The sequence below is a fragment of the Sphingobium sp. KCTC 72723 genome, assembly GCF_014280435.1.
Classification (GTDB): domain Bacteria; phylum Pseudomonadota; class Alphaproteobacteria; order Sphingomonadales; family Sphingomonadaceae; genus Sphingobium.
This window is the reverse complement of sequence record NZ_CP060388.1, coordinates 2,256,293-2,271,557: the sequence shown is the minus strand read 5'-3', so window position 1 is coordinate 2,271,557 and position 15,265 is coordinate 2,256,293. Positions and strand designations below refer to the sequence as shown.

12 protein-coding genes and 1 tRNA gene are annotated in these 15,265 nt (G+C 63.2%); 9 read left to right on the top strand and 4 right to left on the bottom strand.

What is annotated here, in order from left to right; all coding sequences use genetic code 11:
- Window positions 1-117: 117 nt before the first annotated feature.
- The gene (locus SPBM01_RS11210; RefSeq protein ID WP_188061908.1) at window positions 118-1,275 is read right to left on the bottom strand and encodes a sensor domain-containing diguanylate cyclase; all 1,158 of its coding nucleotides are present in this window, start codon (window positions 1,273-1,275) and stop codon (window positions 118-120) included.
- 71 nt (window positions 1,276-1,346) lie between these two features.
- Window positions 1,347-2,225: a LysR substrate-binding domain-containing protein gene (locus SPBM01_RS11205; RefSeq protein WP_188061907.1), complete on the bottom strand. Its 879-nt coding sequence runs from the start codon at window positions 2,223-2,225 to the stop codon at window positions 1,347-1,349.
- Between the two features lie 337 nt (window positions 2,226-2,562).
- On the opposite strand from SPBM01_RS11205, the gene SPBM01_RS11200 reads away from it, so the two are divergent.
- The 6 genes from SPBM01_RS11200 to SPBM01_RS11175 all read left to right on the top strand — a co-directional run bounded on the left by SPBM01_RS11200 (window position 2,563) and on the right by SPBM01_RS11175 (window position 10,481).
- Window positions 2,563-4,854 carry a CDC48 family AAA ATPase gene (locus SPBM01_RS11200; protein WP_188061906.1) on the top strand — a complete coding sequence of 764 codons (2,292 nt, stop codon included), beginning with the start codon at window positions 2,563-2,565 and terminating at the stop codon, window positions 4,852-4,854.
- A 127-nt stretch (window positions 4,855-4,981) separates the two neighbouring features.
- Entirely contained in the window at window positions 4,982-5,626 is a 645-nt protein-coding gene (locus SPBM01_RS11195) for a class I SAM-dependent methyltransferase (protein ID WP_188065676.1), read from the top strand.
- Window positions 5,627-5,731: 105 nt separating this feature from the next.
- Complete coding sequence (locus SPBM01_RS11190) at window positions 5,732-6,832, top strand: helix-turn-helix transcriptional regulator (RefSeq protein WP_188061905.1); 1,101 nt, start codon at window positions 5,732-5,734, stop codon at window positions 6,830-6,832.
- Window positions 6,833-7,086: 254 nt separating this feature from the next.
- Window positions 7,087-9,090 carry a TonB-dependent receptor gene (locus SPBM01_RS11185; RefSeq protein WP_188061904.1) on the top strand — a complete coding sequence of 668 codons (2,004 nt, stop codon included), beginning with the start codon at window positions 7,087-7,089 and terminating at the stop codon, window positions 9,088-9,090.
- A gap of 112 nt (window positions 9,091-9,202) precedes the next feature.
- Window positions 9,203-9,988: a sterol desaturase family protein gene (locus SPBM01_RS11180; protein WP_188061903.1), complete on the top strand. Its 786-nt coding sequence runs from the start codon at window positions 9,203-9,205 to the stop codon at window positions 9,986-9,988.
- A 16-nt stretch (window positions 9,989-10,004) separates the two neighbouring features.
- Window positions 10,005-10,481: a VOC family protein gene (locus tag SPBM01_RS11175; RefSeq protein WP_188061902.1), complete on the top strand. Its 477-nt coding sequence runs from the start codon at window positions 10,005-10,007 to the stop codon at window positions 10,479-10,481.
- A gap of 100 nt (window positions 10,482-10,581) precedes the next feature.
- Here the strand turns inward: SPBM01_RS11175 and SPBM01_RS11170 are convergent.
- Window positions 10,582-10,656: transfer RNA gene (locus tag SPBM01_RS11170), tRNA-Thr, on the bottom strand.
- A gap of 116 nt (window positions 10,657-10,772) precedes the next feature.
- On the opposite strand from SPBM01_RS11170, the gene SPBM01_RS11165 reads away from it, so the two are divergent.
- The gene (locus tag SPBM01_RS11165; RefSeq protein WP_188061901.1) at window positions 10,773-10,910 is read left to right on the top strand and encodes a hypothetical protein; all 138 of its coding nucleotides are present in this window, start codon (window positions 10,773-10,775) and stop codon (window positions 10,908-10,910) included.
- Between the two features lie 4 nt (window positions 10,911-10,914).
- Here SPBM01_RS11165 and SPBM01_RS11160 read toward each other — a convergent pair whose 3' ends face one another.
- On the bottom strand, window positions 10,915-12,696 hold the full coding sequence (locus SPBM01_RS11160) for an aminopeptidase P family protein (protein ID WP_188061900.1): 1,782 nt from the start codon (window positions 12,694-12,696) through the stop codon (window positions 10,915-10,917).
- A gap of 108 nt (window positions 12,697-12,804) precedes the next feature.
- Here SPBM01_RS11160 and SPBM01_RS11155 point away from each other — a divergent pair, with 108 nt between their 5' ends.
- Both SPBM01_RS11155 and SPBM01_RS11150 read left to right on the top strand, forming a co-directional pair.
- Window positions 12,805-14,865, top strand: coding sequence for a S9 family peptidase (locus SPBM01_RS11155; protein ID WP_188061899.1), 2,061 nt, complete (start codon window positions 12,805-12,807; stop codon window positions 14,863-14,865).
- On the top strand, window positions 14,865-15,263 hold the full coding sequence (locus SPBM01_RS11150) for an acyl-CoA thioesterase (RefSeq protein WP_188061898.1): 399 nt from the start codon (window positions 14,865-14,867) through the stop codon (window positions 15,261-15,263). The genes SPBM01_RS11155 and SPBM01_RS11150 overlap by 1 nt, the downstream gene beginning before the upstream one ends.
- The last annotated feature ends 2 nt before the right edge of the window (window positions 15,264-15,265 follow it).

The window sequence follows — 15,265 nt, the reverse complement described above, 5'->3', positions numbered from 1 at the left end:
TGCGCTATCGTTGATGCGGCACCTGCCCGCTCCCCCACCCGGCCTCCCATTCAGGATATTCTGTGGGAGGCCGGGTGGGGGAGCGGGCAGGTGCGGTGCGGCAGAACCGAAAAAACCTCAATCCGTTTCCGCTGCCAGGTAAACCCGGTTGCGGCCATGTTCCTTAGCCAGATAAAGCGCGCGGTCGGCTGCTTTGAGCGCACGGCTGGGATCGTCGAACGCCAGCACATTGGCGACACCGGCTGAAAAACTGACCCGTTCCATGCGTTCGCCATTGGTACGATTGACCAGGCTGCGGGTGGCCAGATCCTCGCGCACGCTGTCCACCGCTTCGCACGCTTCGGCGGCAGTCTTGCCCCGGAACAGCATGACGAATTCCTCCCCCCCATGCCGTGCCACATGGCAGCGGTCGTTGGATGCTTTCGTCAGCAGCCCGGCGATGAATTTCAGCACCCGGTCACCCGTGTCATGGCCATGGGTGTCGTTGATATTCTTGAAATGGTCGATATCGCAAAAGGCGACCGAGAGCATTTCGCCCTGTTCCCTGGCGACCTTCACTTCTTCACGCAGCACGCCTTCAAAGGCGCGCCGGTTGGGCAGGCCAGTCAGATGGTCATGTTCAGCAGCGCGGCGGGCCGTTTCCAGGCTCGATTTCAAAGCCTTGGTCTGCTTCTGGTTTTCGCGCAGCTGGTTTTCGACCTGCCGGGTCTTTTCGACCATCGACCGGGTCAGCCCGACCAGTCGGGCCAGCACGGGATCATTTTCGCTGCCTTCGATCAGCCCCTTGGCCTGTTCCTGCAATGCAGCGCCATAATCCTTGGCCGAATTGCGCGATTCATGCATCAAACCCGTGAACTGGGTCAGATTTTCCTCGACCTTGTCCAGCATGTTGGCCAGCGATTCGGGCGTCACTTCGTCGGCGCGCTGTTCGGCCGCGACGGTTTCCATCCAGCCGTTGGTAATCTTGCCACGCTCCATCAGCACGGCCTTGATCGCCTTTTCCACGCCGATATTCGCGCCGGTCAGATAATCGAGCGCCACGGAAAAATTGATGGGCGTGAGGTCCAGGTCGTGAGCGAACAGGAAGCTGCCGATTTCGTCGTAAAGCTGACGGCGGCGTGTCACTTCGCGGCTCGACGCAGTGCCTGCGCGCGGGCGCTGCTCGGGTTCGTTCTCCTCCTCCTCAGGCTTGCCAGACAGGCCTTTTGCCCATCGTGCCAGACGGTCGGTCAGTCCGTGTTGCGGACTAGCGGAAGAGGAAGTGGCCCCGGTCATGTTCGCTATAACGGCGGCGAGGAAACAAGGTTAAGAGCGCGGCCGAAAAGAATCGCAGACCGCAAAAATGCTTAGATATCGGCAGCTACCAGCCAGTCGCGGAAGATCCGCACGGCACGGGTCTGAAGCGCGCGGGGGCGGCAGACGAAATAATAGCGATAGGGGCTTTCGACCTTTGTCGGGAACAGGCGGACCAGGCGGGTATCGCCCGATTCCTTGAAATGGCTGGCGTGCATGAATGCCACGCCCAGCCCCTGCGCTGCGGCTTCCAGCATCAGCTGGCCCGAATCATAATTGTCGATCGCCAGCGGTTGCAGGTCGGGCAGGCCAACGGCATCCTTCCAGGCGTCGAACGCCAGCGCCATGTCGCGGTGGAGCAGGACGGTATGCTGCGCCAGTTCCTCCGGCGATGTCAGCGCATGGGGGGGGGCGAGCAGCGAGCGCGCGCCGATGACATAGACTTCGTCATGGTCGAGTTCATGCGCATAAAGCGCTGCGTCGATATCCTTGGCCAGCACGATCGCCGCGTCCAGCCCTTCGCCCAGCCGTGCGACGGCATGGGGGGTGGTTTCGATGTCGATATGCAATTGGGGATGCAGCGTGCGCAGCGCGCCCAGATGGGGGAACAGGCGCTGGGTCGCGAACAATGGCATCACGGCGAGGCGCAAGCGCAGTTGGTTGCCGCCGCTCTGGATATTTTCCAGCGCCTGAGCAAGGGAATCCAGTGCAGGGGCTATGTCGTCCAGCAGCCTCTGCCCCTCGGCATTGATTTCCAGCGCCTGATGCTTGCGGTCGAACAACGGGCGGCCGATGAATCGCTCCAGCGCCTGCACCCGGCGGCTAAGCGCGGGGGTGGAGAGCGCGAGTTCTTCTGCCGCCGCCTTGACCGAGCCAAGGCGGGCAACCTGAACGAAGGCCTCCAGGGCCGTAAGGGGCGGTAATCTCCGCATAATTCGTCACAATTCCAGTGCCGGTGCGCTGCGCCGCGTCATACCTTATTGTCGATCGCAACATAAACCGGGTTCAAGCATCCTCTTCGCTATGAGCAGGAAATTCGTGGAAATGGCAAGATGCATTTTATGCAACTGCGTGGTTCTTTTCGCACTTGCAATATTTCCCGCTGCACTGCACATAGGAGGTGCCTTTCAGGCATCCTCTCCTAAAACTTTCCGGGCTGACCTTTGGGTCGGCCCTTTTTTTGTCTTGCGCCTAGTTGGCACGGCCCCCTTTTTCCCGGCGCCTGCGTTCCCTATCTCGTTACGGAGCGACAATTTGTGGGGACAGGATATGGCCGATCAGGAAAGCAGCGGGCGCAGGATTCAGGTCGCCAATGCGCGGCCGGAGGATGCCGGACGCGGTCTGGCGCGGCTGCCGCTCGACGTTATGGCGCAATTGCTGCTGGCAGAAGGGGATGTCGTCGCGATCGTGGGCAAGCGGTCGACATCCGCGCGCGTGGTGCGACCCTATAAGGAAGACGAAGGGCTGAACGTGCTGCGCCTGGACGGGTTGCAACGGGCCAATGCCGGGGCGGGTTCGGGCGACTTCGTCCAGATCGAAAAGATCGAACCGCGCCCAGCCCAGCGAGTCGTGTTCGCGCCTGCACAAAATAATTTGCGGCTTCAGGGGAATCCCGAAGCGTTGAAGCGCGTATTCTTTCAACGGCCGGTGGCAGCGGGTGATGTCGTCGCAACCGCCGCGCAGCAACAGGTGCCGCCCGGCGACATGCCGCCCCAATTGCGCCAGATGCTGGCCGCGCCCGCCTATGCGTTGCAGGAAATCCGGCTGATGGTCGTATCGACCGTGCCAAAGGGTGTCGTGGTGATCGACGCCGAAACCGAAGTCGAATTGCGCGCCGAATATGAGGAGCCGCGCGAATCGCGCCGCGCCGATGTGACTTATGACGATGTCGGCGGCATGGCCGACACCATCGACCAGTTGCGCGAGATGGTGGAACTGCCGCTGCGCTACCCCGAATTGTTCGAACGGCTGGGCGTCGATCCGCCCAAGGGCGTGTTGCTGCACGGCCCGCCGGGGACGGGAAAGACGCGGCTGGCCCGCGCCGTCGCCAATGAATCGGAAGCGGAATTTTTCCTGATCAACGGCCCGGAAATCATGGGGTCCGCTTATGGCGAATCCGAAAAGAAGCTACGTGAGATATTCGAGGCGGCAGCCAAGGCGTCGCCATCGATCCTGTTCATCGACGAAATCGATTCGATCGCGCCGAAACGGGGGCAGGTGACAGGGGAGACGGAAAAGCGCCTCGTCGCGCAATTGTTGACGCTGATGGACGGGCTGGAACCGCGCACCAATTTGGTCGTGATTGCGGCCACCAACCGGCCTGAAGCGATTGACGAGGCGCTGCGGCGTCCGGGGCGTTTCGACCGCGAAATCGTGGTGGGCGTGCCTGACGAGCGCGGGCGGCGCGAGATATTGGGCATCCACACGCGCGGGATGCCGCTGGGCGACAAGGTCGACCTGTCCGAACTGGCCCGCATGACATACGGCTTTGTCGGCGCGGATATGGCGGCGCTGACCCGCGAAGCCGCGATCGAGACGGTGCGCCGCTTCATGCCGCGCCTCAATCTGGAGGACGGCACGATTCCGCCCGATGTGCTGGAGGAGTTGTGCGTCACGCGGGAAGATTTCATGTCCGCGATCAAGCGGGTCCAGCCGTCCGCCATGCGCGAGGTCATGGTGCAGGCGCCCAATATCGGCTGGTCCGACATTGGCGGGCTGGACGATGCGCAAATGCGGCTGAAAGAAGGAGTCGAACTGCCGCTCAAAAATCCCGACGCTTTCCGTCGGCTGGGCATCCGCCCGGCCAAGGGCTTTTTGCTCTATGGCCCGCCCGGCACGGGCAAGACTTTGCTGGCCAAGGCCGTGGCGCGCGAAGCGCAGGCCAATTTCATCGCCACCAAATCGAGCGACCTGCTGTCCAAATGGTATGGTGAAAGCGAACAGCAGATTGCCCGGCTGTTCGCCCGCGCGCGGCAGGTGGCGCCCACGGTCATCTTCATCGACGAACTGGACAGCCTGGTGCCTGCGCGCGGCGGCGGGCTGGGCGAACCGGCGGTGACGGAGCGGGTGGTGAACACGATTCTGGCCGAGATGGACGGGCTGGAGGAGTTGCAATCGGTCGTGGTGATCGGCGCGACCAATCGCCCGACGCTGGTCGATCCGGCGCTGTTGCGACCGGGGCGTTTCGATGAGCTGATCTATGTTCCGGTGCCGGATGAAGCGGGGCGTCGGCGTATCCTGACGATCCACACAGGCAAGATGCCGCTGGCGGAGGATGTCGACCTCGACATATTGGCCATGCGCACCGAACGGTTCACTGGCGCGGATCTGGAGGATCTGGCCCGGCGTGCCGGCCTGTTCGCGCTGCGTCAGTCATTGGCGGTGGAAAAGGTGACGATGGCCCATTTCGAAGCCGCGCTGGAAGAAACGCGCGCATCGGTCACACCGGAAGTGGAACGCGAATATGAGCAGATTCAGGCGACCCTGAAACAGAGCGCGATGCAGGTCGATCCGATCGGTTTCGTGTCGCCGGGCATGTTGCGTGGCCGCGAACGGCTCTGAAGGAAAAGCACGGGTCGCCTGAACCAACGGGCGGCCCGCGCATTCTTGTGTCTTGGCAGGTAAAGCGTCTTGCCAGCAGCGCCGTTATTTGCGACGCGGATCGACGCATATAGACAGACGGATGACGATGGCTTCCATTCCCTCGAAAAAGAAAAATAATCCGGGTCGGGTGGGAGGCAAAACCCCCTTCCTGGGCCAGTGGGGCATGTTCTTTCGTCAGTTCATCAAGCATCCCGGCATGGTCGGTTCGGTCATCCCGACGTCGGCAACCGTGGTGAACCGAATGCTGGATCAGGTCGATTGGCAAAAATGCCGGCTGTTCGTGGAATATGGGCCGGGTGTCGGCACCTTCACCCATGCCGTGCTGGACCGGCTGCATCCCGACGCGACCTTGCTGGCGATCGACCTCAATCTCGATTTCGTCGCTTATCTGGAGGCGCAATCCGCCGACCCGCGATTGAAGGTCGTGCATGGATCGGCCGCCGACGTTCGCCGCTTCATCAAGGAAGCGGGCCATGCCCATGCCGACTATATTCTGTCGGGTCTGCCTTTTTCGACTCTGCCTGCCGGGGTGGGCGAAGCGATTTGCGCCGAAACCCATGCGGCTTTGACACCGGGCGGTGCATTTCTGGTCTATCAATATTCGCGCTATGTGCTGCGTTTGTTGAACCCGTTGTTTGGCGAAGTACATGACGACCGGGAATGGCGCAATATTCCGCCTTGCCGCATGTTCCGCGCCGTGCGCGAACAGGCTTTGGCAAAAGCAGCCTGAATCCTGATCTGGATCATTATTTTCAAATTGTTGCCACGACCTACCATTTGACTTCCCCAGCAACTTCCGCAACGAACTATGTTCGGGGCATTGGGGGTTGCGAGCATGGCGTCACTCGCGAAGAATAGCGATGACTGGGCGGAATTGTTTCTTTCCGCTGCATTGGAACCGGCAAATTGGGAAAGCGCGATCAGGACGATGGCAGCGGCCACGGGGTCGCGTCATGGGCAATTGATCGGCTTTGGCCCCGGTGCTGCGGCCTTCAACTGGATCAGCGATATCGACGATAGCATCGTCGCCAAGACAGCGACGATCGATCAGTCCAGCCCCGACTTGAATTTCCGCGTCGCCGCCGACGGGCTGGCCGACAATCCGGCCATAGTCCATGAGGCCCATTATGACGTGGCGCGGCAGGGATTGCGCAGTCAGGACTATCTCGACCTTTGCGCCGATTTCGACATTTTCGATGGTTGCCAGACCCGCATTCTCGCCGGGCAGGAGGGGATGATCGGCCTTGCGCTGCTGCGCGATAGCAAGGACGGGCGCAGTACGCAGGAACAGCGCGACCTGTTCGGCCATATTTCAGGCCATGTCCGCAATGCGGTGCGGCTTCAGCGCGCGATCGAGCATCAGGGGTTTGCCCTGTTGTCCGGCACGTTCGAAGCGATGGACCGCGCCTGCTGGCTGTTGGACGGGGCGGGTCGGGTCGGGGGCATGACCCCGCGCGCCCAGGCGCTGCTGTCGAGCAGCCGGTTGCGCGTGCGCGACGGCGCGTTGGCCAGCGAGCGGGCGGAGGAAAGCCGTGCGATCACGCGGGCGATCCGCATGATCATCGACCCGCCGGGCCGTGCGGCTGATCCGGTCGCTCTGGGTGATGAAGCAGGCGGGGTCGGCATCATGCTGGAATTCTACCCTTTGCCCGCCAAGTCATGGTCTTTGCCGTTCGCGCCGCGCGCCATTGCGATCGCGCGGGTCGGCGCGCCGACCGACCGCCATGTTCAACTGCTTATGCGGACATTCAACCTGACCCCGGCGGAAGCAGACATCGCTATCCGGCTGGCAGCGGGTCAGACCCGGCCCGACATCGCGGCCGCCCGCAGCGTGTCGACCGAAACGCTCAAGGTGCAACTGCGCAGCATCTACGAAAAAACCGGGTGCAGCCGGGAATCGCAACTGGTGCGGCTGGTGGGCCTTATCAGCCACTGAAGCGGGCGGAGCCGACCTTCCGCAACGCGCTCCCCTTGTTCCAAGGGAGGAGAAGGCAATGCCGGTTTTCGCCCCGGCACAGCAGTTGCACCCTGTCGTCCCCATCGGATCGGACCGGAATATCCTCTTGGCCATCGCGCGTTCGACCCAAGGGTCAATGTCATGGCGGGGCGGCCCTGTCCTACAAGGGACACAAGCCCTTTCCGTTTGCAAATGCGGTGGAAAATAAAGAGAGGGGCGCTGAGGGGATCGCCATGAAACATATCATCCTGCCTGCCATATTATTGTCCGCACCCACCGCTGCCTTGGCAGAAGCGCCGGGCGATGGACCATCGATCATCGTCACTGGCACCGGTCTGTCGCTTCCCCCCGGCACACCCGCTTATGGTTCGGTGGTGATCGATCGTCAGCGGTTGCAGGACAGTGCGTCGGGCCGGATCGAAAGCGTGCTGGGCGATGTCGCCGGGTTCCAGCAGTTCCGCCGTTCCGACAGCCGATCGGCCAACCCCTCGGCGCAGGGCGCGACGTTGCGCGCGCTGGGCGGCAATGCGTCCAGCCGCACGCTGTTGTTGCTGGACGGGGTGCCGCTGGCCGATCCCTTTTTCGGCTATATCCCCTTCAGCGCTCTGGTCCCTGATCGCCTGTCGGTCGTCCGGGTGACGCGCGGCGGCGGCATCGGTGCGTTCGGCGCGGGCGCAGTGGCAGGGACGATTGAACTGGCCAGCGCTACCCGCGACCAGTTGCCCGGTTTTGCCGCCAGCGCCTTTTACGGCAGCCGCGAATCCACCGAATTGTCCGCCAGCATCACGCCCGACCTTGGCAGCGGCTATGTTTCGCTGTCGGGCCGGTGGGACAAGGGGGACGGGTTCCAGACCACGCCAAAGGCGCAGCGGGTCGCCGCCACCGTACCTGCCGCCTATGAAGGCTGGTCCACCAGCCTGCGCGCGGTAGCCCCCATTTCCGCCACGTCCGAACTGCAATTTCGCGCCACCCTGTTTCAGGATGACCGGACGCTGCGTTTCGCCGGGGCCGACAGCATGAGTCAGGGACAGGATGCCAGCATCCGCTACATCAATCGCGGGCGGTGGCAGGTGGATGCACTGGCCTATATTCAGGCGCGCAATTTCGCCAATATGGTCATGTCCTCCTCCACTTTCCGCAAGTCGCTGGACCAGCGCAACACGCCCTCGACCGGCCTTGGCGGCAAGATCGAGCTGCGCCCGCCGGTCGGCGCGGATCATCTACTGCGCATCGGCGTCGACACGCGCTTTGCCAGCGGCGACATGTTTGAGGACGCCTATAACGCCAATATCGCCGCCAATCCCGTGGCCTTCCGCCGCCATGCAGGCGGCGAGCAGACGACCACCGGCATTTTTGCCGAGGATGACTGGACGCTGGGCAATCTTGTTCTGACCGGCGGCGTCCGGGCCGATCGCTGGTCGATCCGCGACGGCTTCTATCGGCAGGTCAATGCCACCACCGGCGCGGCCACCGCCAGCGCCTTTGCCGATCGTGCGGACTGGGAAGTGTCGGGCCGGGTCGGCGCGCTCTATCGCGCCAGCGACGCCATTGCCCTGCGCGGCGCGGCCTATAGCGGCTTCCGCCTGCCCACGCTCAACGAACTCTACCGCCCCTTCGTGGTGTTCCCCATCACGACTCAGGCGAATGATGCGCTGACGCCCGAAAAGCTGAAAGGCGCGGAAATCGGCATCGACCTGACGCCTGCGCCCGGCGTCACTTTGTCGGCAACGACCTTCTACAATCGGCTGGACGACGCCATTGCCAATGTGACGCTCACCGCCACCACGCGCCAGCGCCGCAATGTGCAGGCTGTCGTCGCCAAGGGGGTGGAACTGACCGCCGCAGCTGCGCTGGGCGACCTGCGCCTGTCGGCCTCCTACGCCTATAGCCATAGCAGCGTGCGCGCGCCCGGCGCGGCATTTGACGGCCTGACCCCGGCGCAAAGCCCGCGCCACGCCGCCAGCGCGACCATCGCCTACAGCCCGGCGCAGGGACCGACCCTGTCCACCACGCTGCGCTATGTCGCCAAACAATATGAGGACGACCTGCAAAGCGACGTCCTGCCCGACGCACTGACGCTGGACGCGATCGCGCGCCTGCCGCTCGGCCATGGCGTCACGGTCGTCGCACGCGGCGAAAACCTGTTCGACAAGGCGGTCGTCACTCGCAATGCGGGCGGATCGATGGACCTTGGCACGCCGCGCACCCTGTGGATCGGCATCAGCTTCGCGCGATAAGGGAAGCGGGCGGCGATATTGGCATTCGTGTCACCGCTGACAAATTCCCCGCCCTGCCATCTGATAGCACCCGTCCTGCGCCGCGTGGCGCGCAGGACGGGACAAGTCTTTCATGTTTGCATCACTGCTCAACGGCCATCATCTCCTCTCGCTCTGGCTGGGCCTGTTCGTTGCCAGCGGCATTGCGGCGGGGATCATCAGCGGCTTCTTCAAGGCACGCAAAATCCAGCCTAAAGGTTTCAAATGGACGGTCTTCCGCAATGAAGCGGGCTTCGCCATCCTCAACCTGGCCATTACCGGGCTGCTGCTCGGCACGCTGCGCACGGCGCTGGAGGCGGCAGGGGCGATCCGTTTTGCCCAATCGCCTGCCGCATGGTGGCAGATCGGCCTTGAATATGCCCTCTACTTCATTCTGTTCGACACCTATTTCTACTGGCTCCACCGCTGGATGCACAAGGAGCCGGTCTATAGCTGGGTCCACAAGATCCATCATAAATCCACATCGCCAAACCTGCTGACCACCCTGTCGGTCAGTCCGCTCGAATCGCTGGTCAATGGCGGTTTCGTGCCTTTGTTTCTGGCCATATTCACGGTTCATGACGCAACTGTCGCGCTGATCGTGCCGACCAACATCGTCATGGGCCTTTATGTCCATTCAGGGCATGAATTTCTGCCGCGCTGGTGGAACCGCAGCTGGGCGACGAAATGGTTCATCTCCGCCACTTTCCATGACCAGCATCATCGTTATTTCACGGGCAATTTCGGCGGCTACACCACGGTCTGGGATCGACTGTGCGGCACGATGCGCCCCCGGTTCGAGGCGGATTTCGACAAGGTGAAGGCGCGGTCGGGCAAGGGGACCGGAACCCCTGCCGATGCGGTGCGCGAAAATGCCTGATACAGGAGCCAGAACCATGTCCTGCCGCTACGCTATCGCTGCCCTTTTGCTGGCCGCCCCCACGCCCGTGCTGGCACAGGTGCCGCCGCCGCCCGCCATCGGCACCACGCTGATGGCGCCGGGCCTGCGCGTCACGGATCTGGACCGGGCGATCGCTTTCTACCGCACCGCGCTGGGGCTGGTGGAGGCGACGCGGCTGCACCATGGACCGCTGACCGAAGTGATGCTGAGTGCCGACACGCCGCGCGGTCCGCTCATCCTCATCCTGCTGCACGACGATAGCGCCGGAAAGGCACCGCCGGTCGTGCATGGCGATGGGCTGGCCAAGATCGTCCTGCGCGTGCCCGATGTCGCGGCGGTCGCTACCCGGCTGAAAGCGGCGGGCTATCCTGTCGAAGCGGTGCATCAAACCGCGCAGGGACCGGCGATATTGATGCTGAGCGATCCCGACGGCTATCGCTACGAACTGGTCGGCAACCGCCCGCCGCGCTGACACCCCGCGCCATTCCAAAATAAAAAGACGGCGCGGGCGATGGTCCTGCGCCGCCTTTCGGCGTGTCGATCCGGTTTGCAATCGCAGGAGGGGGAGGAAATGGTGCTGCTAGGGAGGATTGAACTCCCGACCTCGTCATTACCAATGACGCGCTCTACCACTGAGCTACAGCAGCACTCTGTTTCTCGTCCACAAGCACTCGTCGCGCTGGGAGCCGGGCCTATGGCCGCGCGCGTTCGCCTTGTCAAGGCGGGTTGCGGCGGATGATGCAATTTGCTTATGGCCTGTTCCATGAGCGAAACACAGGACGAACGAAAGGCGCGGCTGGCGCAGGCGCTGCGCGACAATCTGCGCCGTCGCAAGGCCCAGTCGCGCGAAACGACGCGGGACAGTGAACCTGCCCCCGCGCCCGAATCGCCCAAGGATTAACGCCCTATAGCGGCGCGCAGGCCGCCTCCAGCCAGGCCAGCGCCTCGCCCTCCAGCTGCGGCCCGACCACGCCCAGCACTTGCGCATGATAGGCGTCGATCCACGCCCGCTCACCCGCGTCCAGCAGGTCGGTGGCGATCAGCGCCCGGTCGATCGGCGCGAAGGTCAGCGTCTGGAAGCCCAGCATCGCCTTCTCCGCGCCCGGCACCGCGCGCTCCTCCACCAGCACCAGATTTTCGATGCGGATGCCATATTCGCCGGTCTTGTAATAGCCCGGCTCGTTGGACAGGATCATGCCTGCCTGCAACGGTTCGTCGCCGCCGCCGAATGTCGCGATCCGCTGCGGCCCTTCATGCACCGACAGGAAACTGCCCACGCCATGGCCCGTGCCATGGGCATAATCCAGACCTTCGCGCCACAGATATTGCCGCGCCAATATGTCGAGCTGGCCGCCGCGCGTTCCGACCGGGAACACGGCCCGCGCCAAAGCGACATGGCCCTTCAACACCAGCGTAAACCGCTCCTGCATCTCGCGCGTCGGCGTGCCGATCGCCAGCGTGCGCGTCACGTCGGTCGTGCCATCGCGATATTGCCCGCCCGAATCGACCAGATAAAGCGAACCCGTCTTGATCGGCCGGTTGGTCTTGTCCTCGACCCGGTAATGCACCACCGCACCGTTCGGCCCCGCGCCGCTGATCGTATCGAACGACAGATCCTCCAGCAGGCCGGTATCCTTGCGGAACGCTTCCAGCCGATTGGCGGCGGACATTTCGGTCTGGCCCCCCTTGGGCGCTTCGACCGATACCCAGTGCAGGAAGCGGCTGAGCGCTGCGCCGTCGCGCGCCTGCGCGGCCTTATGCCCGGCAATCTCGACCGCATTCTTGATCGCCTTGGGCAGCACGACGGGGTCGCGCAGCGGCAGCACGGTCGCGCCGCCCTGCTCCAGTGCGTCGAAAATTGCCGCGACTGCCCGTTCGGGGTCGGCGACGACGGTTTTTCCGGCGAAATCCGCAAGGGCTGCGGCGAAGTTCACACCGTCCCTGACCCGCACCGCATTGCCCAGATGCTGGGTCACGGCCTCGTCCATCTTCTCCGGCGCGACATAGAGGTCGGCGGTCGCATCGGCATGAACGATGGCATAGGCCAGCGCCACCGGGGTCCGGTCCACATCCTTGCCCCGAATGTTGAACGCCCAGGCAATCGAATCGAGCGCGGACAGCACAGCGGCGTCGGCGCGCTTTTCCACCAGCCAGTCGGCAATCGCCTGCCGTTTGTCCGCCGCATTGCGCCCGGCAAAGCGGTCTTCATGCACCACCAGCCGCGCGGCGCTTGGCGCGGGACGGTCCGGCCACACGGCATCGACCGGATTGGTGTCCACGGCGATCAGGCGCGCGCCCTTGGCTGCCAGCGCCGCGCTCGCTGCCTTCACCCATGCGCTGGTGTGCAGCCACGGGTCGTAGCCGATCCGCCCGCCTTGCGGCGCATGGACGCCCAGCCAGTCGGCGATCGACGTCTGCGGCACGCTTTCATAGGCCCAGTGCGCGCCGTCCACCTGCTCACGCACTTGCAGCGTATAGCGTCCGTCGGTAAAGATCGCCGCCTGTTCCGGCAGCACAACCGCGCTGCCCGCCGACCCCTGAAAACCCGTCAGCCAGGCGAGCCGTTGTGCATAGGCACCGACATATTCGCTCATATGCTCGTCGGTCAGCGGCACGACGAAACCATCGAGCCGGTCCCGCACCAACTGCGCGCGCAGCGCTTTCAGCCGGTCTTCATAGGTGGACATTCATGCTTCCTTGTCTATCGGCCCTTGCGCAGGCCGCAAAGGCGACAACATAAGCAGGCAAAGGCGCTTATGCCAGCGCTCGCAGACCAGATGATATATGGACACTGAATGACCGATTTTTCCCAGCCGCCCGTCGCCGCCCGCCGTCCGCACAGCTTCACCCATCATGGCATCACCGTGACCGACGATTATGCCTGGCTGCGCGACCCCGGTTACCCGGAGGTCACGGACAAGGCGGTGCTGGATCATCTGGCGGCGGAAAACGCTTATTTTGATGCGGCGATGGCCCCGCACAAGGGGCTGACCGACACATTGTTTGCCGAGATGAAGGGCCGCATCAAGGAAGACGACCAGTCGGTGCCGCAAAAGGACGGCGACTATATCTACTGGCGGGCGTTCGAAACCGGGGCGCAATATCGCAAATGGTATCGCAAGCCGGTGGCGGGCGGTCCCGACCAACTGATATTGGACGAAACGGCGCTGGCAGACGGCCATGACTATTTCCGGCTGGGCGCGATGTCGGTCAGCCCGGACGGCCGCCTGCTCGCCTATGCGATCGACACCAACGGGTCCGAACGGTTCGAAGCGCGGATCAAGGATCTGTTCACCGGCGACATCCTGCCCGAAGTCATTCCCGACACCCTGTCCTCGCTGGTATGGACCAGCGACAGCAAGGGGCTGATCTATGGCATCGCCAATGAAAACTGGCGCACCGACAATGCGCGGCTGCACTGGCTGGGGCAGGGGGTCGAAAGCGACGTCGAAATCTTTCATGAGGATGATGAGGGCTTCCGCGTGTCGGTGGGCCTGACCTCATCGGAAAAATATATCGTCATTTCGACCGGCGACCATGTGACGACCGAAGCCTGGCTGGTCCCGGCGAACGATCCCACCGCGACGCCCATTTTGGTCGCCCCGCGTCAGCCGGGCCGCGAATATGATGTCGATGAACATGACGGCACGCTCTACATCCGCACCAACGACGCCCACCCCAATTTCAGGCTGGTGAAGGCGACGCTGGACGCGCCCGACCAGTGGAGCGAAGTCATTGCCCCGGACGACCATTTCTACCTGACCGACTTCACCCTGTTCCAGCGTTTCTACGTCACCGAAGGGCGTCAGGACGGCCTCGACCAGATCGAACTGCGCGATTATGCCACCCACAGCCCCAAGCGCATCCCCTTTCCCGAAGCCAGCTATTCGGCGGGGCTGGACGACAATCCCGAATATGATGTGACGACGTTGCGCATCGGCTATGAATCCATGGTCACGCCCGACACCATCTACGACTATCATCTGGATGACGGGCGGCTCGAAGTCCTCAAAGTGCAGGAAATTCCGTCCGGTTACGACGCCAGCCGCTACGAAACGCAGCGGTTGATGATCGCCGCACGCGACGGCACGCAGATTCCGGTGTCGATCGTCTATCCCGCCGGCCTGCCGCGCGATGGCAGCGCGCCGCTCCACCTCTATGGCTATGGCGCCTATGGCATGGCGATGGACCCCGGCTTTTCCACTGGCCGCCTGTCGCTGCTGGATCGCGGCGTCGTCTTTGCCCTCGCCCATATTCGCGGCGGCGATGATCTGGGCCAGCAATGGTATCTGGATGGCAAGCTGGACAAGCGGGTCAACACCTTCACCGATTTCGTGGATGTGGCCAAGGGGTTGATCGAGCTGGGCTATACGTCTGCGGGCCGGATCGGCATTTCGGGCGGATCGGCAGGCGGCGAACTGATGGGCGCGGTCGTCAATAGCGACCCCGACCTGTGGGGCGCGGTCGTCGCACATGTGCCTTTTGTCGATGTGCTGAATACGATGCTGGACGAAACATTGCCGCTGACACCGGGCGAATGGCCAGAATGGGGCAACCCGATCGAGGATAAGGCAGCGTTTGAAAACATCCTGTCCTACGACCCATACAGCAACGTCAAGGCGCAAACCTATCCGCCCATGATGGTGACGGCGGGCCTTAACGATCCGCGCGTCACTTATTGGGAACCGGCCAAATGGGTGGCGAAACTGCGCGCGACCAAGACCGACCGGAACCTGCTGTTGTTCAAGACCAATATGGGCGCGGGTCATGGCGGCAAGTCGGGGCGGTTCGAAAGCCTGCACGAAACGGCGGAGGAATTTGCGTTCATGCTGTGGCAGCTGGGGGTCGCGGGCTGATGGCAGCGACCTACACCTGCGCGATTACCGCCACCCCCGCCGACATCGACATCCTTGGCCATGTCAACAACGCGGTCTGGGTCCGGTGGATGGAGCAGGTGTCGGTCGAGCATTGGAACCGGGATGCGGACCCGGCCCATGTCGACGCTTATGTGTGGGTCGTGACCCGGCATGAAATCGACTATCGCGGCAATGTGCAGGAGGGCGAAACGGTCACGGCCCGCACCTGGATCGCGGACGCGCCGCGTGGTGCGCGCTTCGACCGGCATATCGAATTTACCGGGCCGGATGGCAAGGTGAAGGTCGCGGCCAAATCCACCTGGGCAATCATCGACAAGGCGACCGGGCGGATCATGCGCGTGCCGGCCGAGGTCGCAGCGCGATTTGCCGCGCCCTGAAA